24 protein-coding genes, 1 tRNA gene and 1 riboswitch are annotated in these 26,297 nt (G+C 68.4%); of the genes, 15 read left to right on the top strand and 10 right to left on the bottom strand.

Annotated elements, in window-relative coordinates; genetic code table 11:
• Nucleotide 1: 1 nt before the first annotated feature.
• The gene (locus tag JWS14_RS04790; RefSeq protein WP_072941861.1) at nt 2–637 is read right to left on the bottom strand and encodes a TetR/AcrR family transcriptional regulator; all 636 of its coding nucleotides are present in this window, start codon (nt 635–637) and stop codon (nt 2–4) included.
• Nucleotides 638–847: 210 nt separating this feature from the next.
• On the opposite strand from JWS14_RS04790, the gene JWS14_RS04785 reads away from it, so the two are divergent.
• From JWS14_RS04785 to gcvP, 15 genes are all read left to right on the top strand, one after another.
• Nucleotides 848–1,651 carry an SDR family NAD(P)-dependent oxidoreductase gene (locus JWS14_RS04785; protein ID WP_095863994.1) on the top strand — a complete coding sequence of 268 codons (804 nt, stop codon included), beginning with the start codon at nt 848–850 and terminating at the stop codon, nt 1,649–1,651.
• Nucleotides 1,652–1,694: 43 nt separating this feature from the next.
• On the top strand, nt 1,695–2,816 hold the full coding sequence (locus JWS14_RS04780; protein WP_206012615.1) for a DUF5938 domain-containing protein: 1,122 nt from the start codon (nt 1,695–1,697) through the stop codon (nt 2,814–2,816).
• Between the two features lie 34 nt (nt 2,817–2,850).
• Nucleotides 2,851–4,371: an acyl-CoA synthetase gene (locus JWS14_RS04775; protein WP_072941854.1), complete on the top strand. Its 1,521-nt coding sequence runs from the start codon at nt 2,851–2,853 to the stop codon at nt 4,369–4,371.
• 81 nt (nt 4,372–4,452) lie between these two features.
• Nucleotides 4,453–5,070: an NUDIX hydrolase gene (locus JWS14_RS04770; RefSeq protein ID WP_206012614.1), complete on the top strand. Its 618-nt coding sequence runs from the start codon at nt 4,453–4,455 to the stop codon at nt 5,068–5,070.
• Between the two features lie 41 nt (nt 5,071–5,111).
• A complete protein-coding gene (locus tag JWS14_RS04765) occupies nt 5,112–6,170 on the top strand; it encodes an SMP-30/gluconolactonase/LRE family protein (RefSeq protein ID WP_072941849.1) in 1,059 nt (352 codons plus the stop codon).
• 133 nt (nt 6,171–6,303) lie between these two features.
• The gene (locus tag JWS14_RS04760; RefSeq protein ID WP_072941847.1) at nt 6,304–6,927 is read left to right on the top strand and encodes a CDP-alcohol phosphatidyltransferase family protein; all 624 of its coding nucleotides are present in this window, start codon (nt 6,304–6,306) and stop codon (nt 6,925–6,927) included.
• Nucleotides 6,927–7,790, top strand: a complete 864-nt coding sequence (locus JWS14_RS04755; RefSeq protein ID WP_072941844.1) for a DUF881 domain-containing protein — start codon at nt 6,927–6,929, stop codon at nt 7,788–7,790. Before JWS14_RS04760 ends, JWS14_RS04755 begins: the two co-directional genes overlap by 1 nt.
• A 32-nt stretch (nt 7,791–7,822) precedes the next feature.
• Complete coding sequence (locus tag JWS14_RS04750) at nt 7,823–8,185, top strand: small basic family protein (protein WP_072941841.1); 363 nt, start codon at nt 7,823–7,825, stop codon at nt 8,183–8,185.
• A gap of 7 nt (nt 8,186–8,192) precedes the next feature.
• Complete coding sequence (locus tag JWS14_RS04745; protein ID WP_072941838.1) at nt 8,193–8,939, top strand: DUF881 domain-containing protein; 747 nt, start codon at nt 8,193–8,195, stop codon at nt 8,937–8,939.
• Nucleotides 8,940–8,981: 42 nt separating this feature from the next.
• Nucleotides 8,982–9,386: a glycine cleavage system protein GcvH gene (gcvH, locus tag JWS14_RS04740; RefSeq protein ID WP_072941836.1), complete on the top strand. Its 405-nt coding sequence runs from the start codon at nt 8,982–8,984 to the stop codon at nt 9,384–9,386.
• A 321-nt stretch (nt 9,387–9,707) separates the two neighbouring features.
• A complete protein-coding gene (gene garA / locus JWS14_RS04735; protein WP_009473579.1) occupies nt 9,708–10,208 on the top strand; it encodes a glycogen accumulation regulator GarA in 501 nt (166 codons plus the stop codon).
• Nucleotides 10,205–10,945 carry a transcriptional regulator FtsR gene (gene ftsR / locus JWS14_RS04730; protein ID WP_012687892.1) on the top strand — a complete coding sequence of 247 codons (741 nt, stop codon included), beginning with the start codon at nt 10,205–10,207 and terminating at the stop codon, nt 10,943–10,945. The genes garA and ftsR overlap by 4 nt, the downstream gene beginning before the upstream one ends.
• Nucleotides 10,946–11,095: 150 nt before the next feature.
• On the top strand, nt 11,096–11,569 hold the full coding sequence (locus tag JWS14_RS04725; RefSeq protein WP_072941833.1) for a bifunctional nuclease family protein: 474 nt from the start codon (nt 11,096–11,098) through the stop codon (nt 11,567–11,569).
• Between the two features lie 281 nt (nt 11,570–11,850).
• On the top strand, nt 11,851–12,471 hold the full coding sequence (locus JWS14_RS04720; protein ID WP_206012613.1) for a MerR family transcriptional regulator: 621 nt from the start codon (nt 11,851–11,853) through the stop codon (nt 12,469–12,471).
• A 68-nt stretch (nt 12,472–12,539) separates the two neighbouring features.
• A riboswitch (glycine riboswitch) is annotated at nt 12,540–12,663 on the top strand.
• Nucleotides 12,664–12,837: 174 nt separating this feature from the next.
• Entirely contained in the window at nt 12,838–15,690 is a 2,853-nt protein-coding gene (gcvP, locus tag JWS14_RS04715; protein WP_206012612.1) for an aminomethyl-transferring glycine dehydrogenase, read from the top strand.
• Between the two features lie 43 nt (nt 15,691–15,733).
• On the opposite strand, the gene JWS14_RS04710 is transcribed toward gcvP, so the two are convergent.
• The 9 genes from JWS14_RS04710 to JWS14_RS04670 all read right to left on the bottom strand — a co-directional run bounded on the left by JWS14_RS04710 (nt 15,734) and on the right by JWS14_RS04670 (nt 26,252).
• Nucleotides 15,734–16,888 (bottom strand): metallophosphoesterase, encoded by a 1,155-nt coding sequence (locus JWS14_RS04710; protein ID WP_206012611.1) that lies wholly within the window; start codon nt 16,886–16,888, stop codon nt 15,734–15,736.
• Nucleotides 16,885–18,672: a substrate-binding domain-containing protein gene (locus JWS14_RS04705; protein ID WP_206012610.1), complete on the bottom strand. Its 1,788-nt coding sequence runs from the start codon at nt 18,670–18,672 to the stop codon at nt 16,885–16,887. Before JWS14_RS04705 ends, JWS14_RS04710 begins: the two co-directional genes overlap by 4 nt.
• Before the next feature lie 124 nt (nt 18,673–18,796).
• Entirely contained in the window at nt 18,797–20,977 is a 2,181-nt protein-coding gene (locus tag JWS14_RS04700) for a malate synthase G (protein ID WP_206012609.1), read from the bottom strand.
• 133 nt (nt 20,978–21,110) lie between these two features.
• Nucleotides 21,111–22,076, bottom strand: coding sequence for a sulfite exporter TauE/SafE family protein (locus JWS14_RS04695; protein WP_072941819.1), 966 nt, complete (start codon nt 22,074–22,076; stop codon nt 21,111–21,113).
• Nucleotides 22,077–22,338: 262 nt separating this feature from the next.
• On the bottom strand, nt 22,339–23,583 hold the full coding sequence (locus JWS14_RS04690; protein WP_095863664.1) for a saccharopine dehydrogenase family protein: 1,245 nt from the start codon (nt 23,581–23,583) through the stop codon (nt 22,339–22,341).
• A 35-nt stretch (nt 23,584–23,618) separates the two neighbouring features.
• Nucleotides 23,619–24,029: a DUF2784 domain-containing protein gene (locus JWS14_RS04685; RefSeq protein ID WP_072941814.1), complete on the bottom strand. Its 411-nt coding sequence runs from the start codon at nt 24,027–24,029 to the stop codon at nt 23,619–23,621.
• An 87-nt stretch (nt 24,030–24,116) separates the two neighbouring features.
• The gene (locus tag JWS14_RS04680; protein ID WP_072941812.1) at nt 24,117–24,533 is read right to left on the bottom strand and encodes a universal stress protein; all 417 of its coding nucleotides are present in this window, start codon (nt 24,531–24,533) and stop codon (nt 24,117–24,119) included.
• Between the two features lie 106 nt (nt 24,534–24,639).
• Nucleotides 24,640–26,094, bottom strand: a complete 1,455-nt coding sequence (locus JWS14_RS04675; RefSeq protein WP_072941810.1) for an SDR family oxidoreductase — start codon at nt 26,092–26,094, stop codon at nt 24,640–24,642.
• A gap of 72 nt (nt 26,095–26,166) precedes the next feature.
• Nucleotides 26,167–26,252: transfer RNA gene (locus JWS14_RS04670), tRNA-Leu, on the bottom strand.
• Nucleotides 26,253–26,297: the final 45 nt, after the last annotated feature.

Genomic DNA, 26,297 nt, shown 5'->3' with positions numbered 1-26,297 from the left:
TCTACCGTGCCGGAATGACGAGCGCCAGTATCTGATCGACGCCCTCGGCGAGGGCGTCCGCCGCCGAGTCGTCGCCGGACAGATACCGGGCGAGACTCTGCTGGAACAGCCCGTCGAACACGGCGTACATGGTGGGCGGGGCGATCGTGATCGTGCGTCCCGCCAGTTCCGCATACCGGGACACGATGCGCCAGATCATGTTTTCGAGACTCTTGTCGATCGCGGCGACGTCTGCGCGGAACGACTCCTCGAACAGCGACTGCGAGCGGAGGTCGTACCAGAGGCGATGCATCGAGGCCTCGCCGCGGAGCGAATCCACCAGTACCCGGCCGAATCCCGCCTTCAACTCCTCGGGCGTCTGCGCCGTGGCGACCACGCCGTCGTAGCGCGTGACGCAGCGCGCCTTGTAATGGCGGACGCAGTGCGTGATCAGATCGACCTTGTCGCTGAAGTAGTAGTGCAGAACGCCGTGCGAGAACTCGGAGTTCTGGGCGATCTCCCGAAGGCTGGTGCGGGCGTAGCCGAGTTCCGAGAGGGTCTGCAACGCGGCTTCGGCGAGTTGATCCCGGCGCTCGGCGAATTTGTCGACCTGGCGGCGCGAGACCCGGTCGGCGTTCTTCTCGGCGACGGGTGTCACGGCATTCTTCCTGTTCGGCTCGCGGAGTCCAGCACGGTGAGCATCAGTCTAGCCCGCGTTCCTTGACGACTGTGTAACAAAAGCTTGACAATCGTCAAGAGAATTCTTGACAGTCGTCCAAAGTCGAATACGCTGTGATCCACACCACAATGCGAACAGTGTCTCGTGACGTGGTTTCCGCGAATCGTCTCGGTGCGAAGGCAGGTCGGAATGAGCGTGCGTGATCTTGCAGGACGAAAAGCGCTGGTCACCGGTGGTGCGAAGGGTCTGGGGGCCGGAATGGCCGCCGCTCTCGCCGAAGCCGGTGCGGCGGTCGTGATCGGCGACGTCCTCGAGGAAGAGGGACGCGCGACCGCCGACTCGCTCGGGAAGTCCGGTGTCGACACCGGATTCGTGACCCTCGACGTCACCGACGACGGCAACTGGGAGCGCGCCGTCGCTGCCACCGTGGAGCAACTCGGCGGACTCGACCTCCTCGTCAACAACGCCGGCATCGAGATCTCGTCACTCGTGGTCGACATCGATCCCGCCGACGTCCGCCGGATGTGCGACGTGAACATCCTCGGTGTCGCGCTCGGCCTGAAGCACGGTCTGCGCGCGATGCGTCCCGGCGGTGCCGCGGGCGCGGGAGGGTCGATCGTCAACGTCTCCTCGGTGGCCGCCACCATCCCGTTCCCCGGCATCGCCGGCTATTCCGCCACCAAGTCCGCCGTCGACCGGCTCACCCGGGTCGCGGCGCAGGAAGCGGGAAAACTGGGGTACGGCGTCCGCGTGAACTGTGTGTACCCCGGGCTGGTCGCCACGGAGATGGGACTCGGGCTGGCCGCCGACATGGAGCGGCTCGGATTGTGGCCCAGCGCCGACGCCGCGGTCGCCGACGTGATCGGCCTGACCCCGCTCGGGCGGCTCGGTGAGGTCGCGGACATCGCCGACACCGTCGTCTTCCTGGCTTCCGACGCCGCCCGCTTCGTCACCGGAATCGGCCTGCCGGTCGACGGTGGCATGGGCATGTAATTCGACCGCTCCGGCTCTCCCCGCATTCACCGAAAGGCACGTCATGACCGACAAGAAGCCCGTCATCGTCTACGGAGTCTCCGGTTACACCGGACGGCTCGTGTGTGAATACCTGCGCGAGTTCAACATTCCGTTCATCGCCGCCGGCCGGGACAAGAAGCGAATTCAGGAAGTGGTCGACCGGATCCCCGGCCTGGACACCGTCGACCACGAGGTCGTCGAGGTGGAACATACCGTTCCGGCGCTGACGGAGCTGTTCAGCGGCGCGCGGGTGGTCAGCAACATGGTCGGCCCGTTCATCAAGCACGGCGCCGTCGTCGTCGAGGCGGCCCTCGCCGCGGGATGCCACTACACCGACACGACCGGGGAGCAGGACTGGGTTCTGGACGTGCAGGCGAAGTTCGGCGACCAGTTCGCGGAGAAGGGGCTGCTGCTGTCTCCCGGCGTCGCCCAGATGTACACCACCGGCGAGATCGCGGCGAACATCGCGCTCGAGACGCCGGGGCTGGACACACTCGACATTCTGGTGCTGTGGAAGGGTTTTCCCACCTACGCGTCCACGCAGACGATCTTCACGATCCTCAAGGCCGACTGGTACTACCTGGAGCAGAACCGGTACGTGAAGTGGGACCCAGGTACCACTTTCGACGTCGTGGTGCCGGGACAGCACCAGATGGCCCTCGCGCTGCCGTGGGGCGGCACCTGCCACCCCGTGTGGTTCAAGGACGATCCGCGGGTGGCGAACGTGAAGGCGGCCGGCGGCGTGTTCGACCGCTCCGTGATGGAGGGCGTCGTCGCGACCCAGAAGATGGTCGAGGAGCAGATCAAGACCCTCCCCGCGGACGAGCAGGACGCGGCGCTCGCGGAGATCGCCGGCTCCGTGCAGGCAGGGATGCCGCCCAGGGAGAACCCCCGCGTCAACACGTCGCTCGACTCCGTGTACGCGTCGGGTCCGCTCGGCCGGGCGCACTGCGTCATCCACGGAAACTGCAACTACAAGCAGACGGGACTCCTGCAGGCGTACGCCGCGCACTCCCTGTTGCAGCAGTCCCCGAAGCGAACCGGCCTCGCATCGGCGTGTCAGGCATTCGGGCATCGCGAACTCCTCGGAGCCCTGCGCAGTTTCGGCCTCGTGATGGAGCCGGTGCTCACCGTGCAGAGCTGATCGTCCCGGCCGCGACCGTCAGGAGGACAGCACCATGCGATTGACCGACTACCTCGACAAGGGCGCCTCGCTCGGACCGTCGTCGCCGTGCCTGACGATGGGCGAGCGGACGCTGACGTACGCGGACGTCCAGGACCTCAGCCGGCGGGTCGCCGCGGCGCTGGCACGGTCGGGGATCGCCGCGGGCGACAAGGTGGCCGTCCTGTCCGGCAACGACCCGACCGCATTCTCCTGCGTGTTCGGGATCAGCCGGGCCGGGGCGGTGTGGTGCCCGATCAACCCGCGGAACGAAGCCGCGGAAAACAGGGACCTGCTCGACCTCTTCGACTGTCGCTGCCTGATCTTCCAGAAAGCGTTCGCGCCCTTGGTCGATCGGATCCGGCAGCAGTTACCGCTGCTCACGACGCTCGTGTGTCTCGACGGCGACGAGGCGTACGCCGACTCGTTCGACACCTGGCTGGGTGCCGAACGCCTCGACGCCGAGCCCGTAGACGACCTCGCGCTGATCGTCGGTACCGGCGGGACGACGGGACGTCCGAAGGGGGTGATGCTCACCGGCCGGAACATCGAGACGATGTCGGCGCTGACCCTGATGAGTTACCCGTTCGACGGCAGACCGGTGTACCTCGCCCTCGCGCCGCTGACCCACGCGGCGGGTGTCCTGTGCTTTCCGATCCTCACTCTCGGCGGGCAGGTGGTCATCCTGCCCGCGCCCGACCTCGGGCAGTTCCTCGCGCACATCGAGCGGGACCGCGTCACCCACACGTTCCTCCCGCCGACCCTGATCTACATGCTGCTCGACCACGCCGACCTGGAGACGACGGACCTCGGTTCGCTGCAATGCTTCTGGTACGGCGCGGCGCCGATCTCGCCGACGCGGCTGAGCGAGGCGCTGACCCGGATCGGGCCGGTGATGGCCCAGCTGTTCGGGCAGAGCGAGGCGCCGATGATGATCGCGACGATGGCGCCGAAAGACCACTTCGACGAGAACGGCTCGGTGGCCACCGCCCGGTTGAGTTCCGCGGGCCGACCCTCCCCGCTGGTCACGGTCGCGATCATGGACGGGCAGGGAACCCTGCTGCCGGCCGGGGAACGAGGCGAAGTGGTCGTGCGCAGCTCACTCGTCATGACGGGGTACTACAAGAATCCCGTTGCGACGCAGGAGGCGTCGGCACACGGCTGGCATCACACAGGCGACATCGGGTACCTCGACGAGGACAACTTCCTGTACATCGTCGACCGCGCCAAGGACATGATCATCACCGGCGGATTCAACGTCTATTCCGTCGAAGTGGAACAGGCGCTCATGGCGTACCCGGGCATCCAGGACTGCGGGGTGATCGGGCTCCCCGACGAGAAATGGGGCGAACGCGTCGTCGCCGTCGTCCAGACGCGAACCGGAAAGCCTATTGAGGCCGACGCGCTCACGGCGTTCGTGAAGGCGCGCATCGGCAGCGTGAAGACGCCGAAGGAGATCCTGGTCTGGCCCGATCTGCCTCGTTCGAAACTCGGGAAGGTCCTGAAGAACGAGATCAAACAGCAGTTGCTCGGCTGACGGCGGACGCCCGGCACGCGAGCCTCGAAACGCGGGGGACCGGAACGTGGGTTTCGCGGCGAGTGGCGATACTGTCGGGTGATGGTGAATGGGCACGTACTCAGCAGGGAACGGCTCGCCGACGCGCTGGCCCGCTTCGAACCACGGATCGTGGACCCGGCGAACCGGCGGTCCGCGGCGGTCGTGATCGCGGTGATGAACGACGGTGCGGACGGTCAGGCCGTTCCGCTGACCAGGCGCCCGAGCAAGATGCGCGCGCATCCCGGGCAGTTCGCGTTGCCCGGTGGCGGGGTGGACCCGGGGGAGACCGGCGAGGACGCTGCCCGGCGCGAACTGCACGAGGAACTCGGCCTCGACGTGGAGCCGTCCGCGGTGCTCGGCAGGCTCGACGACTACGTCACCCGCTCCGGGTACGTCATCACGCCCTTCGTCGTGTGGTCGGAGCAGTCGATCACCTCGCTCGTCCCCAATCACGAGGAAGTGGCGGAAGTGTTCGCGGTGGGCGTTGCCGAGATCGACGCCGAGCCACGATTCGTGGAGATCCCCGAATCGTCGAAACCGGTGATCCAGTGGCCGTTCCGGCGTCACCTCGTGCACGCCCCGACGGGCGCGGTCGTGTACCAGTTCCGGGAGGTCGCACTGCACGACCGGCACACCCGGATCGACGGTTTCGACCAACCCGTCTTCGCCTGGCGGTAGGCGGCCACGTTCACCGGGATACGCGACTAATCTCACAGTCCGTGACCTTCTTCGAGTCTCTCGCCCGCAAACTCGACCGCACCGGTGTCGACCCCGTCGTCTGGCACGCCCCGCCGCCCCCTCCGCTCACGGGAGTGCTCGCTCCCAACGGAGTGCTCGACGGCGTGCACCGCTGGGCCCTGCCCACCGGAGAGGGACCGGAGGACGTGGCCGTCGATCACGACGGCCGGGTGGTCACCGGAGGCAACGACGGCCGGATCTGGCGGTTCGACAGCCGCGGCGACGCCACCGAACTCGCGAACACGGGTGGGCGGCCCCTCGGGGTCGAGGTCCTCGACGACGGCCGGTACCTGATCTGCGACGCCGAGCGCGGCGTGCTGAGGGTGGACGAGAAGGGGCGCGTCGACGTGCTCGCCGACACCGCGGTCGGGCGCCCGCTCGTGGCGTGCAACAACTCCGCTGTCGGCCGCGACGGCGTCGTGTACTTCACCGACTCCTCCGCGCACTTCACGATCGCCGACCACCGCTACGACCTCCTCGAACACCGGGGGACCGGTCGCCTGCTGCGGCTCGACCCGCGGACCGGGGAGACCGACCTCCTCGCGGAGGGACTGCAGTTCGCCAACGGCGTGGGATTGGCCTCGGACGAATCGTTCGTCCTCGTCGCCGAGACCGGCTCGTACCAGATCTCCCGCGTCGACCTGACTGGACCATCGCAGGGCCGGACGTCCGTGTGGGCCGAGAATCTGCCCGGCATCCCGGACAACATGACGTCGCAGACCGACGACGGGCTGTTCTGGGTGGCGCTCTACAGCCCGCGGATGCGGCTGCTGGATCTGCTCGCGCCGTACCCCGCGCTGCGCATCGTCGCGGCGAACCTGCCCGAAGCCGTCCAGCCGAACCCGGTGCACGCGGGCTGGGTGGTTGCCCTCGATCAGCGTGGCGAGATCGTGCACAGCCTGCGCGGCGGCAAGGGCAGTTACGCACCCGTCACCGGTGTGCGGGAGCACGACGGGTGGCTGTACCTGGGAAGTCTGACCGCGGACGCCGTCGCGCGGGTTCCGCTCCCGCCACGACCGGACATCGCTGCGGGCGAGTGAGAAGGGCCTGACCTGCTCCGATGGATTCTCCGGGGGACGATCGGCGGACCACCGCCGCGGTTGTGGAAGAGTGGCGAGAGCGGTGCGACGAGCGCCCGAGAACAGGTCCGCACTCGACGCTGGGGAGATATTGGTGAATTCGGTGGACCGAGACACTGTGCGGTCGGACCGGATCGTGACCGTCCCGAATCTCCTGAGCGTGGTGCGCCTGCTCGGAGTGCCGCTGTTCGTGTACCTGCTTCTCGTCACGCACTCCGACGGGTGGGCCCTCGCGATCCTCATGATCAGCGGCTTCACCGACTGGCTCGACGGCAAGCTGGCCCGGATCCTCGACCAGTCGTCGAAGCTGGGTGCGCTGCTCGACCCGTTCGTCGATCGCCTCTACGTCGTCACGACGCTGGTGACGTTCGTCGTGCGCGGATTCATCCCGTGGTGGGTGGCGGCGATCCTGATCGGCCGCGACGCCGTTCTCGCGCTGACACTGCTGATCTACCGGCGGCGCGGACTGCCACCCCCCGACGTGATGTACCTCGGCAAGGGGGCCACGTTCCTGCTCATGTTCGCACTGCCGATAACCCTCGCGGCGCAGGGCGACTGGAGCATCGCCGCCGTGGCGGAGCCGCTCGGCGCTGCACTGCTGATCTGGGGCACGGTGCTGTACGTGTGGACCGGGCTGCTCTACACCGTCAACGCGCTGACCGTCGCGCGCACCGTTCCCGCGCGAGGATCGGGCGGCGACGAACGCGAGGTCCGCTGATGACACGCACCGAGTCCGGCGTCCGCAGGAATCCGGTGCCGTCCCTGCTGCAGTCTCTGATGAACGATCATCTGGACCCCGGCTACGAGGGCGCGGCCGAGGATCGCGAGCACGGACATTCGCGGCAGACGCGGGTCGGCCGGCAGGTGTGGATCGCGATCGGCGCACTGCTCGTGGGCCTGGTGCTGTCGGTCGCCTACCGCCAGGCCACCGAACGCATCCCGGGCACCGAGCAGGTGCGGACCGAACTCCTGAGCAAGGTGCAGGACGCGGAGGACCGGGCGGGCGCCCTCGCGGCAACCCGGGACACGTTGTCGGCACAGGCCGACGACGCCCGCGCCGCCGCGCTGGCCGGCGACGCCCGCGGTGACGCACTGCTCGACGAGCTACACGGGCTCGAGGGGGACGCCGGGGTCGAGGCCGTGCACGGTCCCGGACTGACCGTGACGCTCACCGACCCCGCAGCCAAACCCAACCTGTCCGACTCGTCCCAGCGCAGTGTCGGGGGGAAGGCGGTGGTGCTCGATCGCGACCTGCAGTCGGTGGTCAACTCGCTGTGGGCGGGCGGCGCCGAGGCCATTGCGGTCGGCGACGTGCGGATCGGCCCGTCGGTGACGATCCGGCAGGCGGGTGGCGCGATGCTCGTGGACAATCAGCCGGTGTTCTCGCCGTACGTGGTCTCCGCCATCGGCCCGCAAGGGCCGATGCAGACCGGATTCGTGGTGAGCGACGCCTACCTGCGGATGTCGAGCGTGGCGCAGTTGTACGGCATCGGATTCGCGGTCGCGGAGGCCGACGATCTCCACTTGCCCGCCGCCCCGGCGCGGGAAGTGCGGGCAGCCCGGGAAGCAGGAACACGATGACAACGGCGGAGTCGGATGGAGGCGTCACACGAATGAAGGCAGCACTGAAGGGCGGATCCGCGATCTACGGGGTGCTCGCCCTGGTCGTGGGAATCGTGCTGGGGGTGGTGTTCAGCCCGCAAGTGCCCGACGCAGTGCAGCCCTACCTGCCCATCGCCGTCGTCGCCGCGCTCGACGCGGTGTTCGGCGGATTGCGCGCATACCTCGACGAGATCTTCGACTCGAAGGTGTTCGTCGTCTCGTTCGTCTTCAACGTCCTCGTGGCGGCGCTGATCGTGTGGCTCGGCGACCAACTCGGTGTCGGAACCCAGCTGTCCACCGCGATCGTCGTCGTCCTCGGCATCCGCATCTTCGGCAACGCGGCCGCACTGCGGCGTCGTCTGTTCGGGGCGTGATCGCGACGTGAGCGGGCACGAGGGCAGACACGAACTGCACGGCAACGAACCCACGACGTCGCGGCGCTCACACGTCGTCTTCGCGCTGCTGGCCGCGCTCCTGCTCGGCGGGCTGGGAATCGCGATCGTGACGCAGGTGAAGAACACCGGGTCCGGTGACACGCTCGACTCGGCGAGCCCCGCGGATCTGCTGGTCGTCCTGGACACGCTGAATCAGCGGGAGGCGGCCCTGCGGCAGGAGATCGCATCGCTGGAACAGACCTTGGCAACCTTGCAACAGAGTGGCAGTTCCGGGGCGGCACTCGACGAGGCGCAGGCCCGGTTGACGGCCCTGTCGATCCAGGTCGGGAGCGCACCGGCCACCGGCCCCGGCGTGACGATGCGCATCACCGACCCCAACAAGGGCGTCGGATCCGAGGTCCTGCTCGACCTCGTCCAGGAACTGCGCGCCGCGGGCGCCGAGGCCGTGCAGATCCAGGGGGCCGACGGCCCGCCCATCCGGATCGGCGTCGACTCCTGGGTGTCCGGTTCGGCAGGCGGCGTGTCGGTGGACGGCCGCAAGGTGAACGCCCCCTACGGAGTTGTCGCCATCGGTGATCCGCCGACTCTGGCGGCGGCCCTGAACATTCCCGGCGGGGTGGTCGACACGGTCGCGCGCAGCGGTGGGCAGTTGACGATCGAACAATCGCAGCAGGTCACGATCTCCGCCTTGCGGGAGGCGAAACCTCGCCAATACGCTCAGCCCGGAAATTGATCTTCGCATCCGCCCGCGGATTGCCATCGAAAGGACGCCACTGTGAGTGAGCTCGAAATCCCCGCCGATCGTCGGTACACCGCCGAACACGAGTGGGTCGAGCGGACGGGGCCCACGACGGTACGCGTCGGCATCACCGATTTCGCGCAGTCCCAGCTCGGCGACGTCGTGTTCGTCCAGCTTCCGGCGGTCGACGAGGACGTGGCGGCGGGAGAGTCGTTCGGCGAGGTGGAATCCACCAAGAGCGTCTCCGACATCTTCGCCCCGCTGACGGCGAAAGTCGTTGCCGCCAACGCTGATCTGGACGGCAACCCGGAACTCGTGAACTCCGCGCCCTACGGGCAGGGGTGGCTGGTGGAACTCGGCGTCGACGACGAGGCGGCCCTCGACGCCGCACTGGCCGAAATGCTGGACGCCGCCGGGTATGCAGACATCACGGCAGGATAATTTCCCGCCGAACACGCGAAGCGGAAATCGGATAGTTTTGGAAGGTGCCGACAGCCCGGAAAACGGGGTTGCCGGGGAAATCCGCTGTCGGAATACCGGTTCGTAATGTACTGGCGGCCTGTCTCACTACACGCACCGGCGTGCGCAGGGTACGGTCAATGTTGAACGCATGTGCCGTGTCGGGGCGCAGGTCCGTAGTTTGAATGTGATCGTGGGAGTTTGCACAGAAGTTAATGTGCACGGGAACCGAATTATGTAGTACCGAGTGGCATTGCGTAGTCCAGCGAATCTTGCTGGATGATCGAACTAGGAGGAGAAACGGTGAGCGAGAACGGCAACGACGCGGTCTATGGGGAGACGCCGGCGGAAACCACGTCGGTCTTCCGCGCGGACTTTCTCAATGAGCTCGACAACTCCTCGGCAACCCAGGCTCCGGAAGCTCCGGTGTCGGGTGTGGAGGGACTGCCCGCGGGCTCTGCTCTGCTCGTCGTCAAGCGTGGACCGAACGCAGGGTCGCGCTTCCTGCTCGACCAGCCGACGACGTCCGCGGGACGGCATCCCGACAGCGACATCTTCCTCGACGACGTGACGGTCAGCCGTCGTCATGCGGAGTTCCGTCAGGAGGACGACGAGTTCCAGGTGGTCGACGTCGGCAGCCTCAACGGCACCTACGTCAACCGCGAGCCGGTCGACTCGGCAGTCCTCGCGAACGGCGACGAGGTGCAGATCGGCAAGTTCCGGCTGGTCTTCCTGACCGGACCCCGGACCACGGCCGGTGGCTCGCAGATCGGTGAGACGTCAGCTGGTGCGGGTAGCCAATGACCGCGGTGCGGCAGCAGCAGGCGCACTCGGGGATGTCGATCGGCTCCGTGCTGGATCGACTGCGCCCCGATTTTCCTGATGTGACGATCTCGAAGATCCGATTCCTCGAAGCAGAGGGTCTCATCAGCCCGCAGCGCACTCCCTCGGGGTATCGGCGATTCTCGATCGCCGACACTGAACGACTGCGCTACGTCCTGACTGCGCAGCGCGATCAGTATCTGCCGCTGAAGGTCATCAAGGAGCAGCTCGAGGCCATCGACAGAGGTGTGGCCACGGTCGGCGCAGGCGATTCTTCGCCGCGCCGGCCGCGCGCGCTCACGGTGGCCCCGGGCGAGGTGTCCCCGGAGGAATTCCGCACCGACCGCGAGGTGCGGATCAGCCGCGACGATCTGATCTCCCGGGCAGGGATCGACGAGAAGTTCCTCGTCGAGCTGACGCGAGGCGGCCTGGTCGTTCCCGGGCCTGCGGGGTTCTTCGACGAGGACGCGGTGACGCTGGCGCGCACCGCGAGAGCGATGTCCGAGTTCGGACTCGAGGTGCGGCACCTGAGGGCGTTCAAGCTGGCCGCCGACCGCGAGGCCGGGTTGGTCGCGCAGATCGCCGGGCCCGTGGCCAAGGGCCGCGACGCGGGCGCGCGTGATCGCGCCGAGGAGATGGTGCGCGAACTGGCCGCGTTGTCTCTGACGTTGCACACCTGCCTGGTGAAGTCGGCAGTCCGAGGTGCGCTCGATCGGTGAGGTGAGTTCGCCGGCGGTCCCACCTCGGGAACTTCCCAACGACGCTGCGCTCGAACGGCTGTACGGTCGAAGAGCAGACACGAATCGAATAGAATCCTGGTACGGCATTGTGTGCCGCGGACGGACCATTGCAGGGTGGAGGCAGACGCGATGAGCGAAATGCACGTGATCGGAGTTCGTGTCGAGCAGCCCCAGAATCAACCTGTCCTGCTGCTGCGGGAAACCGACGGCGAACGGTACCTGCCCATCTGGATCGGACAGACCGAGGCCACGGCCATCGCACTCGAGCAGCAGGGTGTCGAGCCGGCGCGTCCGCTGACCCACGACCTGATCAAGAACCTGATCGAAGCGTTCGGTCGCACCCTGAAGGAAGTTCGCATCGTCGACCTCCGCGAGGGCACGTTCTACGCCGACCTGGTGTTCGACCAGAACACCCGGGTGTCGGCCCGCCCGTCCGACTCCATCGCGATCGCACTGCGCATCGGGGTCCCGATCTTCGCCGAGGAATCGGTTCTCACGGAGGCCGGTCTGGTCATGCCCGACGAGCGTGAGGACGAGGTCGAGAAGTTCAAGGAATTCCTCGAGTCCGTGTCGCCGGACGATTTCAAGGCCACCGACGGCTAGGTTTCCCCAGCGGAATAGCCGCCGGCGCAGTAATGGTTGAGGTTCTTCCGGCGCGTTGCGTTGACCCGGTCTCCTCGGAGTCATAGCGTTCGGTGCAGTGATTTTCTGCCCTGCAGATTGTATCGGGCGTACGCTGAGTAGGTTCAGGGTACGGACTAGCTCGATGTCACTGGTGGCGCTTGCGCCGGTCGATGTGCTGCGGATTGCCGTGGACACTGGCGACGAGCGTCACAGGCGCACTGATCGTCGGGTTCAGTGCAACATGCGAGAGGGAGTAGTCAGTGGGAGATCGGCCGCAGGAGAATGCGCTGAATCTTGCGCCCGGCGACAACGTTGCCGAGCCCGAGTTCAGCTCCGAGGAGATCCAGCCGGGCCTCTTCCCGGACGATTCCGTGCCCGACGACCTCGTCGGATACCGCGTCCCCATCGCCTGCCAGATCGCGGGAATCACCTACCGTCAGCTCGATTACTGGGCTCGCACATCTCTCGTGGTGCCGTCCATCCGTGGCGCGGCCGGGTCGGGCAGCCAACGGCTGTACTCGTTCAAAGACATCCTCGTCCTCAAGATCGTCAAGCGCCTGCTCGACACCGGAATATCCTTGCAGAACATTCGCGTGGCCGTCGACCACCTCCGTAAGCGCGGGGTGCGAGACTTGGCCAAAATCACACTTTTCTCGGACGGGACCACGGTCTACGAGTGCACGTCGGCCGAGGAAGTCGTCGATCTGCTTCAGGGCGGGCAGGGTGTGTTCGGTATCGCGGTCAGTGGTGCAATGCGCGAACTGACCGGCACCATCGCCGATTTCCCGGCGGAGCGCGCCGACGGCGGCGAGAGCGAGCAGAGCCCCGAGGACGAGCTGGCGTCGCGGCGCAAGAACCGCGCGAACCGCAAGACCGGCTAGACCGCAACCCCAGAGCACGGCGCTGGTGGCGCCGCTGCCTGTGCTCGTGGCATAGACTGGCGGTGCGTCGACGCCGTGCGGGAGAGTTCCGGGCACTGCATGCACAGCAGCATCGTGCGTGCGGGAGTTCGGGCGCCGAAGGAGCAACACCTCCCCGTCAATCTCTCAGGCAAACAGGACCGTGCGGGCTCCGACGCCTCTGGAAAGCGGTGGGAGCACCCACCCGCCCACGGGGAAAGGGCCGTGTTCGCACGCGAACGACGGTACCGAATCTCTCAGGCGCTCGACCCGAGCAGGCGACAGAGGGGGAGGGGCGTTCCGCAGAGCGGGGCGTGTCCTGATCCTCCGAACTGCTTGGGAGTTGTCGTGATCGACGCTGGAAGCCGTACATTCGCCGATCGTCATGTCGGCCCGAACGCTGCGGAACTCGCGCACATTCTCGAACTGGTCGGAGCCGATTCGCTCGACGATCTCGCGTCGAAGGCCGTTCCCGCCGTCATCCTGGACGGGGTCACGGGCGGCATCGCCGACGGCCTCGACGCCCTGCCCGCACCGGTCTCCGAGCACGAGGCGCTCGCCGAACTGTCCGCACTCGCCGCGCAGAACACCGTGGCGACGTCGATGATCGGGCTCGGCTACTACGACACCCTCACCCCGCCGGTTCTGATTCGAAACATCATCGAGAACCCGGCCTGGTACACGGCCTACACGCCGTACCAGCCCGAAATCAGCCAGGGCCGCCTCGAGGCCCTCCTCAACTTCCAGACGATGGTCGCCGACCTGACCGGCATGGAGGTCGCCAACTCGTCGATGCTCGACGAGGCCACCGCCGCCGCCGAGGCGATGACCCTGCTGCGCCGGGCGAGCAAGAGCAAGTCTCCGCGGTTCGTCGTCGACGCCGACCTGTTCCCGCAGACGCTGGCCGTCGTCGAGACCCGGGCCGAGCCGCTCGGCATCGAAATCGTGGTGGCCGACCTGTCCGCCGGCCTGCCGGACGGCGACTTCTTCGGCGTCCTCGGGCAGATGCCCGGCGCGACCGGTCGCATCGCCGACTACACCGACGTGATCGCCGCGGCCCACGAGCGCGGCGCACTGGTCGCGGTCGGGGCGGATCTGCTGGCGCTGACTCTCCTCACCCCGCCCGGCGAGATCGGGGCCGACGCCTGCTTCGGCACCACCCAGCGGTTCGGTGTCCCCATGGGCTTCGGTGGCCCGCACGCCGGCTACCTGGCCGTGCACACCAAGCACGCACGCCAGCTTCCCGGCCGCCTGGTGGGCGTGTCCGTCGACGCCGACGGCGACAAGGCGTACCGGCTGGCGCTGCAGACCCGCGAGCAGCACATTCGCCGTGAGAAGGCGACCTCGAACATCTGCACCGCGCAGGTGCTCCTCGCGATTCTCGCGGCCATGTATGCCAGCTACCACGGCGCCGAGGGCCTGAAGGCGATCGCCCTGCGCGTGGCGAACACGGCACACTCCCTGGCCGCCGCACTCCGCAGGACCGGGGCCGTCGTCGTGCACGAGCACTTCTTCGACACGATCCTCGTGCGCGTCGACGGCCGGGCGGCGGACGTGGTGGCGAAGGCGAAGGACGCCGGCATCAACCTGCGGCTCGTCGGCGCCGATCATGTCGCCGTCGCCTGCGACGAGGCCACCACAGACGACGACATCGCCCACGTGCTGGCGGCGTTCGGCGGCGACGGCGCCGTGGCCCCCGAGGCGGGCACGTCCGTCCCGGACGCGCAGCTCCGCGGATCCGACTACCTGCAGCACGAGGCGTTCACCCGATACCGCACCGAGACCGCGATGCTGCGCTACCTGCGTGCGTTGTCCGACAAGGACATCGCACTCGACCGCAGCATGATCCCGCTCGGCTCCTGCACGATGAAGCTCAATGCCACCGCCGAGATGGAAGCGATCACCTGGCCCGCGTTCGCCGGACTGCACCCGTTCGCGCCCACCGGAGACACCCCGGGCATTCTCCGCATCATCAAGGACCTCGAGAACTGGCTCGTCGCCGTCACCGGCTACGACGCCGTCAGCCTGCAGCCGAATGCCGGCAGCCAGGGCGAGTACGCCGGGCTGCTCGCGATCCGCAACTACCACCTCGGCCGCGGCGACGATCACCGTGACACCTGCCTCATCCCGTCGAGTGCCCACGGCACCAACGCCGCATCGGCGGTCATGGCCGGGATGCGCGTCGAGGTCGTCGCGTGCCGCCCGAACGGTGACGTAGACCTCGACGACCTGCGGGCGAAGATCGCCGACCACGCCGAGCGCCTCGCGGCGATCATGATCACCTACCCGTCCACCCACGGGGTGTACGAGCACGAGATCGCCGACATCTGCGCCGCCGTCCACGACGCAGGCGGCCAGGTGTACGTCGACGGCGCCAACCTCAACGCCCTGGTCGGTCTGGCCCGGCCCGGCCGGTTCGGCGGCGACGTCAGCCACCTCAACCTGCACAAGACGTTCTGCATCCCGCACGGCGGCGGCGGCCCCGGTGTCGGTCCGATCGGTGTGCGGTCGCACCTCACACCGTTCCTGCCCGGACATCCGCTCGCGCCGGAACTCGGCACCGCGGGCCCGATCTCCGCGGCCCCCTACGGCAGCGCGTCGATCCTGCCCATCACGTGGGCGTACATCCGGATGATGGGCGCCGTCGGACTGCGCCGCGCCAGCCTGACCGCCATCGCGTCGGCCAACTACATCGCGCGCCGCCTGGACGAGTACTTCCCCGTCCTCTACACCGGCGAGGGCGGAATGGTGGCCCACGAGTGCATCCTCGACCTCCGGCCGATCACCAAGGACACCGGTGTGACCGTGGACGACGTCGCAAAGCGCCTCGCCGACTACGGTTTCCACGCCCCGACGATGAGCTTCCCGGTGGCGGGCACGCTGATGGTGGAGCCCACCGAGAGCGAGAACCTCGAAGAGATCGACGCCTTCTGCGAGGCGATGATCGCGATCCGCGCCGAGATCGACCGCGTGGGCTCGGGGGAGTGGACGGTGGACGACAACCCGCTGCGCGGTGCCCCGCACACGGCAGGCTGCCTGGCGGCGGAGTGGAACCACCCCTACACCCGTGAGACGGCGGTGTTCCCCCGCGGCAAGGCCCGGCCGAAGGTGTGGCCTGCGGTGCGGCGCATCGACGGCGCGCACGGCGACCGCAACCTCGTGTGCTCCTGCCCGCCGATCTCCGCGTTCGAAGGCGACTGACACGGGCGGCCCGTCCCGCTTCGACGGGGCGGGCCCTCCGCAGTCAGTCCGCGCGCACCAGTTCGAGGATCGTGATCTCCGGTGGGGCGCCCACCCGCACGGGCGGGCCCCACGCGCCGACGCCGCGGGTCGTGTACAGGACGGTGTTCCCGATGCGGTCGAGTCCCGCCACCGACGGCTGCTGCAACGGCACCAGATAATTCAGCGGCCACATCTGGCCGCCGTGCGTGTGCCCCGACAGTTGCAGGTCCACACCGAGATCCGACGCTTCCAGGGCCTGCCGCGGTTCGTGCGCGAGGAGCACGACGAACGTCGACGGATCGCGTCCCGCGAGCGCGGCGGGAAGGTCCGGTTCGTACGGCGCCGGCGACGAATAGTCGTGGATGCCCGCGATGTCGATGGCGGCGCCGCCCCGCGTGATGGTCGCGTGCTCGTTGCGCAGCGTCCGGATGCCCAGTCGGTCCCACACATCGAGCCACCGGCCACCGTCGTCGGCGTAGAACTCGTGGTTGCCGCTGACTCCGAACACCCCGAGCGGGGCGTCGAGGTCGCCGAGCGGCTGTAGGTCGGGCGCAACCTTCGCGACGGTCCCGTCGACCAGGTCGCCCGCGATCGCGACGAGATCCGGCCGCTCCGCGTTCACCAGATCGACCACACGGCGCGTGAAATCGACCCCTCGCGCCGGGCCGACGTGCAGGTCGGAGACGAGCGCCACGCGCACACCCTCGAACTCGGCGGGGAGGCGCTGCAGCGGAACCCGGACCCGCACGATCCGTGGACGAGCGGCCTCCCGCACCCCGTAGCCGGCAGCGCCGACGGCACCCACCACCACGACCGCGGTGGCGATGCGCAGACCACGTCGACGCGACAGATCGACCTGTTCGTCGCGCCCGCTGCCGCGCAGGCGAGCGAACAGCCGCGTGAGCAGCGACACCAGGGCGACCAGGAGAAGTCCGAGCACCAGATAGAACATCGCACCGAGCCACACCCAGCCCACCCAGCCCGGTGGACGCGCCCACCCCGGGTCGAAGGCTTCGCCGCTGCCCACGCCGATCACGGCGAGAACCCACAAGGCGACGAGGGTCACGTCGACGACCACCGACCAGGGGCGCCCCACACCGGTGGCCCGGACCAGCCGCCGATGAAGCCACCAGGTGACGAGCGCGAGGAAGACCGCGAAGACCAGGAGTCTCGTCACGACAGCAGCTTGCTGATCGCGGTCGGCAACGCCGCTCCGTCCGAAGACGTGACCTTCTCCAGGGACCCGCCGGTGCGATCGGCGAGTGCCTGCAACGTGTTGAGGTCCGGATTCTCGCCGATCGTCACCACGTCGATGCGGACCGGCTTCGACGTGCTCGAGGCTGCGGCGATGGCGGACAACAGATCCGCGCGCGCGACGGAGTCGTCGTTGGCACCGTCGGTGACGAGCAGCACCGAATTGGTGCGGCCCGGCGTGTATCCGTCGACCGCACTCTTGTACGCGGCCTCGAGCGACGTGTAGGTCGAGGATCCGGTGGCGGGTATCGCCTTGGCGAGCCGGGCGTCGAGGGCCTGCCTGCGGGTGCCCTCGGTGAATCCGCCCGCAGACAGCGGACCGGTGGCGACCACGGTCGTGTACGGCCGGGACCCGTCGAGGGTGGTGCTGTACTCCCACAACCCGAGGCTCGACGAGTCCGGAGAACGATCCACCTGGCCGGCCAGCGCCGTCGTCGTGTTCGCCAGTCGCGTCGCCGTCCCCTCGCGTTCGCCCATCGAACTGGAGACGTCGAGCAGGATGGTGGACGTGCGCGGCGAGATCGGATTCCGGATCACCTGCATCAACTCGGCCGCAGCGGCGGCGTCCGCAGGAACCAGGGTGGATTCGAAACCGGGGAAGGCCAGCGTGGTGTCGTCGGGGCGGGCGAGCCCCTCGACCCGGAAACCCGCGTCGGCCAGGACCTGCGCCTGTTCGGGTCGACGGACGAATTCCGCGAACTGCGCGGCGGCGCGGCTCTGCGTCTCGTCGACGGACGGGCCCGCGAGGACGGCCGCCGGGTGATCTGCCACGGGTGTCGGGCCTTTCGGCATCGTCGCGGTGATGTCTGCTCCGGGTGCGTCGCGCAGGGCCTGATAGACCTGCTGTTCGGTGGTCGCGACCGCATGGATGGCGGAGGAAGCGGGGTCTCCCTGCGCAGCCAGCGCGGTGAGCGCCTCCCGCGTCGTCGCGGGTTTCGTCCCCGTCGACGCCTCGTAGCCGAGCGCCAGATCGGTGAGTGCCGACGTGACGGGAACGGAACGCGCCTGCTCTTCCGTCACCGGGCCGGTGCTGCTTCCGGTGACGGCGGCAGCGACCGCTTCGACGGCCATCTCTGTACTCTCGGCGCCCGGACCGACGGGAAGCGCCAAGCCCAGGCTGCCCCAGCCCGGCAGACCGAGAGTCGCGAGGGAATCGCGGCCCGTCTGCAGGGACGGCAACTCCTTCCAGTCGAGCGCCGCCGTGCCCGGCGCGTTCGCGAACGCGGTCCGGACGGCGAGGACCATCGGGCTGGTCGCCAGCGGACGTGCCTCACCGCTGATGACCCCGGTCGCCGACACCTGCTTGACGGAATGCGAGCTGGACGGAATCCACAGCGCGGGGCGGGGGCCGAATGTCGCTGCGTCCCACGGGCCGTCGGGGCCCGCGGACAGGGCGTCGCGCACGGTGTCGGACGCGACGGCAGTGACCGTCACCGACACGCACTGGTCGCGTATCACCGGGGCCGTCTCGGTGTAGCGCTCGGCGAGAGTCTGCAGCTGGGGTGCGATGTCGGGATCCGCCGCGACCGCGAGCACCGATTCGCCTTCGACGCAGGCGCCGGCGGCCGCCACTCCCTGATCGTTGATCCGGTCACGCAGTTGGAACCAGCCCAGCACGCCGAGCACGAGCACGACGACGAGACCGAGCACGATCAAAGGCCCCTTGCTGATACCCCTGGCGCGCGATTCGCCGCGATGCTGCCCCACGTGCTTTCCAGCCCCTGTTCGACGAGTTCGACGTTGACCCTCGCAGTGTAGTGATGCGCGGTGTCAACCCCCGATACGTGAGCGGCGAAGTGTGTGGGGGGACGCTTTGCCGCTCACGTGGGGGTCAGGCGTTGGCGGCTTTGTATTCGCGGCGGCGGCGGTGCAGGATCGGTTCGGTGTAGCCCGACGGCTGCGCGGTGCCGTCGAGGATGAGTTCCTTGGCGGCCTGGAACGCGATGTTGGTGTCGAAGTCCGGGGCCAGCGGCCGGTAGGTGGGGTCGTCCTGGTTCTGCCGGTCCACCACCGGCGCCATCCGTTGCAGCGAGGCCACGACCTGGTCGGCGGTGACGACGCCGTGCCGGATCCAGTTCGCCAGCAGTTGGCTGGAGATGCGGAGGGTGGCGCGGTCCTCCATCAGGGCGACGTCGTGGATGTCGGGGACCTTGGAGCAGCCGACGCCGGCGTCGATCCACCGGACCACGTAGCCGAGGATGGACTGGCAGTTGTTGTCGAGTTCCTGCTGCTTCTGCTCCGCGGTCCAGTCGGTGTCCGGGGCCAGGGGGATGGTGAGGATCTGCTCGAGGGTGGCCCGCGGGGCCCCCTTCAACCGGTCCTGGACGGCGAACACGTCGACCTGGTGGTAGTGGGTGGCGTGCAGGGTGGCCCCGGTCGGCGACGGCACCCACGCGGTGTTCGCGCCGGCCTTCGGGTGGCCGATCTTCTGCTCGAGCATCTCGGCCATCAGTTCGGTCATCGCCCACATGCCCTTGCCGATCTGCGCCTTGCCCTGCAGGCCGGCGGCCAAACCGGTGTCGACGTTCCAGTCCTCGTAGGCGGTGATCCAGGTCTGCTGCTTCATCTCGGCCTTGCGGATCATCGGCCCGGCCTCCATCGAGGTGTGGATCTCGTCGCCGGTGCGGTCGAGGAACCCGGTGTTGATGAACACCACCCGCTCGCGGGCCTCGTGGATGCAGGCGGCGAGGTTGACGGTGGTGCGCCGCTCCTCGTCCATGATCCCCACCTTCAACGTGTTGGCGGGCAGGTTCAGGACCTGTTCGACGCGGCCGAACAGGTCGGTGGTGAACGCGACCTCGTCGGGGCCGTGCTGTTTGGGTTTGACGATGTAGATCGACCCGGTGCGGGAGTTGACCAGCGGCCCCGACGCCTCCGAGCGGGACAGCCCGTGGACGGCGCAGAGGGAGGTGAGCAGGGCGTCGAGGATGCCCTCGGGGATTTCGGTGCCGTCCGGGTGCAGGATCGCCGGGGTGGTCATCAGGTGCCCGACGTTGCGGACGAACAGCAGCGACCGCCCGTGCAGGGTGAGGTGCGTGCCGTCGGGGGCGGTGTAGGTGCGGTCCGGGTTCAGCCGGCGGGTGAACGACTTCCCGCCCTTGGTCATCTCCTCGGTCAGATCACCGCGGTTGAGGCCGAGCCAGTTGCGGTAGCCGATGACCTTGTCGTCGGCGTCGACGGCGGCGACGGAGTCCTCGAAGTCCATGATGGTGGTGACCGCGGACTCGAGCACCACGTCCTTGATCCCGGCGGCGTCGGTGGACCCGATCGGGGAGGTGGGGTCGATCTGGATTTCGGCGTGCAGGCCGTGGTTGCGCAGCAGGATCGACGACGGGGTGGCCGGGTCGCCGAGGTAGCCGACGAACTTGCCCGGTTCGGCCAGCCCGGTGATCGTGCCGTCCGCCAACTCCACCCGCAGGGTGTCCCCGTCGACGGTGTAGCGGACGGTGTCGGCGTGCGAGCCCTCGGTGAGGGGGGCGGCGGTGTCGAGGAACGTGCGGGCCCAGGCGATGACCCGGTCGCCGCGGACCGTGTTGTAGGAGTCGCCCGGCTCGGCGCCGCCGTCCTCGGGGATGGCGTTGGTGCCGTACAGGGCGTCGTACAGCGACCCCCAGCGGGCGTTGGAGGCGTTCAGGGCGAAGCGGGCGTTGAGGACCGGGACCACCAGCTGCGGGCCGGCGGTCGAGGTGATCTCGGCGTCCACGTTCGCCGTGGACACCGCGAACGGGGCCGGCGCCGGCACCAGGTAGCCGATCGAGGTCAGGAACTGCTGGTACTCGGCCGGGTCGGGGGTGCCGGTGTGGTCGCGGTGCCACCGGTCGATCCGCGCCTGCAGATCGTCGCGGGTGGCGAGCAGGGCCCGGTTCTTCGGTGCCAGGTCCTCGATCACCTTCACCGCACCCGACCAGAACCCGTCGACGTCGATCCCGGTCCCCGGCAACGCCTCCTCGTTCACGAAGTCGTAGAGCACCTTCGCGACCTGCAGACCGCCGACCTCAACACGCTCAGTCATGAAAAGCCTCACTGTTCCGCTATCGGAGCACCGGACGGGTGCCATGAACCGCGACCAATGTTACCCGCTGGTAAGGATGCGGTGTGGCAGATGTCCGGCGGCTTCTCGATCCGGGCGGAGGTGTGAGGTGAGCTCAGGCCTTGTCGCCGGTGGACGGCTCCAGGGACTGCGCTTCCGGCTCACCGAGCGTGTCGATCTCGGTGTCGATCCGGTGCAGATCGCCCGCGGCCTCCGCGGCGCTGAGACGCGAGCGGCGCCACGCAACCACGAGCAGTCCGGCCCACCCCGCCACGAGGGCGATGTAGCCGAGGGCGGCGGGGACGCCGGTCACGTCGAACGTCTTGAACAGCTTCTGCGCGTTGGTGATGATGATGATGCCGCCGACACCGGTGCCCAGAAGGGTCGCAGGCACCCGGCTGACGAGCCACGCGGCGACCGGTGCGGCGATGATTCCGCCGAGCGCCAGACCCGCGATGATGGGGATGTTGTCGAAGAAGTCGCTGCCGAGCCCGAAGATGAATCCGATGCTGGCCGCGGCGGACACCAGGAACTCCGACGCGCTGACCGAGCCGATGACCGTGCGCGGCGCGGTCTTGCCTCGCGAGAGCAGCGTGCTGGTGGTGATCGGCCCCCAGCCGCCGCCACCGCTCGCGTCGATGAATCCACCGAACAGTCCGAGCGGTGAGAGGAACTTCGCCGTGTGCGGCGACGTCCGCGCGTCGTTGACGGCGGGAGGACGGATCGAGAAGCGGAGGAGGACGTACACGCCGATCGCGAGCAGGATCGTAGACGTCACGGGGACGGCGGCGGCCGTCGACAACTGCGACAGCACCGTCGCGCCGAGGAACGCGCCGATGGCGCCGGGGACGCCCAGGCGGAGCACGAGGGGCCAGTCGATGTTGCGGAACCGCCAGTGCGACGCCCCGGAGGCGAGCGTCGTGCCGACCTCGGCGAAGTGCACCGCCGCGCTGGCGTGGGCGGGCCCGACGCCGCTGAACACGAGCAGGGTGGTCGCAGTCACGCCGAACGCCATGCCGAGGGCGCCGTCGACCAGCTGGGCACCCACGCCGACCAGCGTGAAAATCAAGAGCTTGAACATCGAGACTCCGACCGAGAGAGCGAACCGTCAGGGCAGCAAAGACCAGCGAGCAGGCTGGTCAGCAACATCCCTGGTCGAAGGCATGGCCTCGGCGGGAGGGCCAGAAGGGCATGAGGGCGAGCGAGGCCGCGGGGCCTGCCTGCGCGCTCGTGCCGTTCACTCGAACTCCCGTGTCTCGCGTCGTGTGCACAGCCATCCGCGCACAAGGATCGACATTAGCGGGAGGGGTGGGCGCGTGTCATCTTCACACGCGCCCACCCGTTCACAGCTTTCGCGCGGAGATCTCCATGCCCGCGTCGCGCAGCCGTGCGACCAGCACGTCGCCGAGTGCCGTCGCCGGAGTGAGGACACCTGCCGCGTCCGGGAGCGCGTCGCCGCCGAGGGCGAGACTCAACGCGGATTCGCCGAGCATCACCGCGGTGGCGCGGTAGCCGGGGTCGCCCTTCGCCTTCACCCGCGACGTGTAGTGCGCGCCCGTGGTGGTGGTCGTGTACAGGTCGACGGTGAAGTGGCCGTTGCGTTGCGCCTCCTCGCTGGGACCGTCGCCCGGTGAGGGCAGAACGCGGTCGAGGACGTACCGGGTGGGAGGGAGGGCCATGCCGGCGATCAACGCGCCGAGGCCGACCGTCACCGCACCCGCGATCACCGGCGTGATCGGGGAACTGCCGACACTCATGACCTCGCGGTACTTGAATTCCCGGCCGTACGCCCAATCGCGGAGCGCGTTGCTGCGCCGCACGACCCGCGTGTTGTAGGGGCCCATGAAGAACGGCGCCTTCCAGCCCTTGACCCCGGGCGCGATGGTCTTGCCGTCGACCACACCCATGTCGGACTGCTTGCCGAGATCCGGTTCCTTCGACCGGTCGGGGCTCAGCGAGTACGGCGAGGCCGCGAGACGGCGCGACGCCGCGTCCTTCTTGGACACGTCCACCTGGGTGCGGAGCGAATCGATCGTGCCGCCGCTGACGCCGCCGCGCAGCGACGTGACCACCAGGGTGGTGTCGGTGAGTTCACCCGCGCCGTCCTCACGGACCTTCGCGTGCAGGACGTGCACCCCGAGGTCGGACGGAATGGAGTCGAAACCGCAGGAATGGACGATCCGGGCGCCGGTCTCGCGGGCCCGTTCGTGGTTGGCGTCGATGCTCTCGCGGGCGAACAGCACCTCTCCGGTGAGGTCGACGTAGTCGGTGCCCGCCTCGGCGCAGGCCGCCGCGAGTGCGTGTCCGTATTTGGCGTAGGGGCCGACCGTCGTCGCGACCACGCGGGTGCGTCCCGCCAGGGCGGCGAGCGACGCGGCGTCGTCGGAATTCGCGACGATGAGGGGCCAGTCCGCCGCGCGCGGACCGAGCGCGGACCGCACCGCTTCCAGTTTGGCGGCCGTCCGCCCCGCGAGCGCGATCCGGACACCGTCCGGGGCGTGCTGTGCGAGATAGTCGGCGAGGAGTTTGCCGACGAAGCCGGTGGCCCCGTACACGACGAGATCCAATTCACGTGTGCTGTCTGTCATGACACGACCCTACTCGTCGGTAGGGAAGGGTGAGGTCAGAGTCCGGCGCCGCCGGGGCGGGTCGGTGTGAGGGGTGCACGGGTGCGGACCCGCAGGACGACATAACCGGCCCACGACGTGACGACGCCCAGCGCCACGAGGGTTTGGATCGCTCCCGCGGCGGATTCCGGGTAGACCACGCCGGTGAGGTAGTGGGCGATGAACCCGGACGAGGGGAGCGGGTCCTGCCCGGCGCGGACGCGGGCCCAACTCTCCAGATGCGTCAGCGGGCAGTCGATGCCGACGATCAGGCCGGTGAACCCCCAGGCAACCGCCGCCAGGTGGAGGGCGATGGTCCGCGGCCACCGCCAGGCGAGAAAACCACCGCACACGACGTAGAGGATGAAGATCAGGTGTGCGACGACCGTCGCGTCGGCGACGACTTCGTAGAAGACCACGCTCCCCATCGATGCACCCCTGACCTCCGAAGCGTCCCCCTACGCCATCGTAGGCGCGGGCTGCCGGGTCCACGGGGGAACGGGCTCGGAACGAAATCAGGCGGGGCCGCGCGCCTCTTCCTTGACCACCAGGATCGGAATATCGACCTCGAGCAGGAGGCGTTGCAGCCATCGTTCCAGGAGGAACTTGCCGACCGGGGACATGCGCCGGGTGCCCACGACGAGCAGGTCCGCGCCGCTGCTGTCGACCAGCGTGCGCAGTGCGCTCACCTGATCGCCGTCGTGTTCGCTGGTGCGCAGTTCCCACGACGACTCGCCGACCCCGCCGCTCTCGAGCGTCGCCTGGATCTCGGCGCGCAGAGCGGACCGGTCGGACTCCGCATCCTGTCCGGGGTCGTCGTCGAGGACGTGGAGGACGAGTAGCTGTTCCCGTCGTTGCACAGCCTCGCGGGCGGCGTGGACGATGGCCGCCCGGCCTTCCGGGCTGTCTCGGTGGACAACGGCTATCGCCATGAAGCGCCTCCATATTCAGGGATCGGTACCACGTCCATTATCCCCACGCCGGACAGTGCTCCGGCTGTGTCGATGCTCTCGAAACGGGGGTTTGTGTGGTGCTCGATCACCAGGGTGAGGGCTCGTAGTCCTTCAGGAAGCAGCCGTGCAGATCGACGCCCTGCTCGCCCTGGACGATGGGGTCGTAGACGCGGGCGGCGCCGTCGACGAGGTCGAGGGGGGCGTGGAAACCCTCGTCTGCCAGGCGCATCTTGGTGTAGTGCGGTCGCTCGTCGGTGATCCACCCGGTGTCCACCGCGGTCATGAGGATGCCGTCCTCGAGCATCTCCTTCGCGCTGGTGCGGGTGAGCATGTTCAGCGCGGCCTTCGCCATGTTGGTGTGCGGATGCCCGGGACCCTTGTACGCGCGGCTGAACTGGCCTTCCATCGCGGAGACGTTCACCACGTACTTGCGGCGCGCACCTGCCGCCGCCATCGCGGGCCGCAGCCGGGACACGAGGATGAACGGGGCGACCGAGTTGCACAACTGCACCTCGAGCAGCTCGATCGGGTCGACTTCCTCGACCGTCTGGACCCAGCTGTTCGAGTGCGCCAGATCGGGCAGCAGACCGCCGGCGTCGATCGCGAGACCCTGATCGATCCGATCGGGAGACGCCGACTTCGCGACCAGCGCGAGCGAACTCACCGCGTCGGGGGACAGCGCGGCGCCCGCCATCACGGACACGTCGGACAGCGACCCGGCGAGCGCCGCCGGGTGGGCGTCGCTCGTCTTGCCGAACGTCAGGACGTCGGGAAGGTCGCCGGAGGGAAGCGCACCGGATTCGGCGTCCGCCAGCGCGCTGTAGGCGCCGGGCGAGCGTCGCACCGTCTGCGCGGCATTGTTGATCAGGATGTCCAGCGGGCCCTGCGCGGCGACGGAGTCGGCGAGCGCGACGACCTGCGCCGGGTCACGCAGATCGATACCGACCACCCGCAGCCGGTGGATCCACTCGCTGCTGTCCTCCATCGCCTTGAAGCGGCGGATGGCGTCGTTGGGGAAACGGGTCGTGATGGTGGTGTGGGCGCCGTCGCGGAGCAACCGCAGCGCGATGTACATGCCGATCTTGGCGCGACCACCGGTCAGCAGCGCCCGGCGTCCGGTGAGGTCGGCGCGCGCGTCCCTCTTGGCGCGGCTCTTCGTCGCGCACTCGGGGCACAACTGGTGGTAGAACGCATCGACCCGGGTGTAGCGCTGCTTGCAGATGTAGCACGGGCGGGGCCGGATCAGGGTGCCCGCGGACGCGCCGTCGGCGTTCGACGTCAGCAGGATGCCCGCGGTCTCGTCGTCGATCCGGTCGGGGGAACCCGTCGCGGTGGCGGCGACGATCTTACGGTCGGCCTCGGAGACGGCGTCGCGGGCCGCGATCCGCCTGCGCTTCTTCAACTTCTTGAAAAGGTGACCGACAGCACGCTGGACCGTGACGGAATCGGGATCCGCGTCGTCGAGGTCTGCCGCCAGATCGAGAACTTTCAGGCAGATCTCGAGATCCGCCGGATCGATCGTCGTCGTTGTTTCACCCATCGAACTTCGCCCTCTCACGAAGAAAGCCCCGGTTCAGTGAACCGGGGCCTTTTCGTCTGTCTCAACTCAGAGTGTCCGAGGGGGGACTTGAACCCCCACGTCCGTTAATAGGACACTAGCACCTCAAGCTAGCGCGTCTGCCATTCCGCCACTCGGACTTGCCTGCCCCCATTTCCTGGGTGCTGCAAAAGATTAACCGATGA

It is taken from the genome of Rhodococcus koreensis (assembly GCF_017068375.1).
GTDB lineage: Bacteria > Actinomycetota > Actinomycetes > Mycobacteriales > Mycobacteriaceae > Rhodococcus_F > Rhodococcus_F koreensis.
Note: the sequence above shows the minus strand (reverse complement) of the source record. Positions and strands in the feature narration are given on the sequence as shown.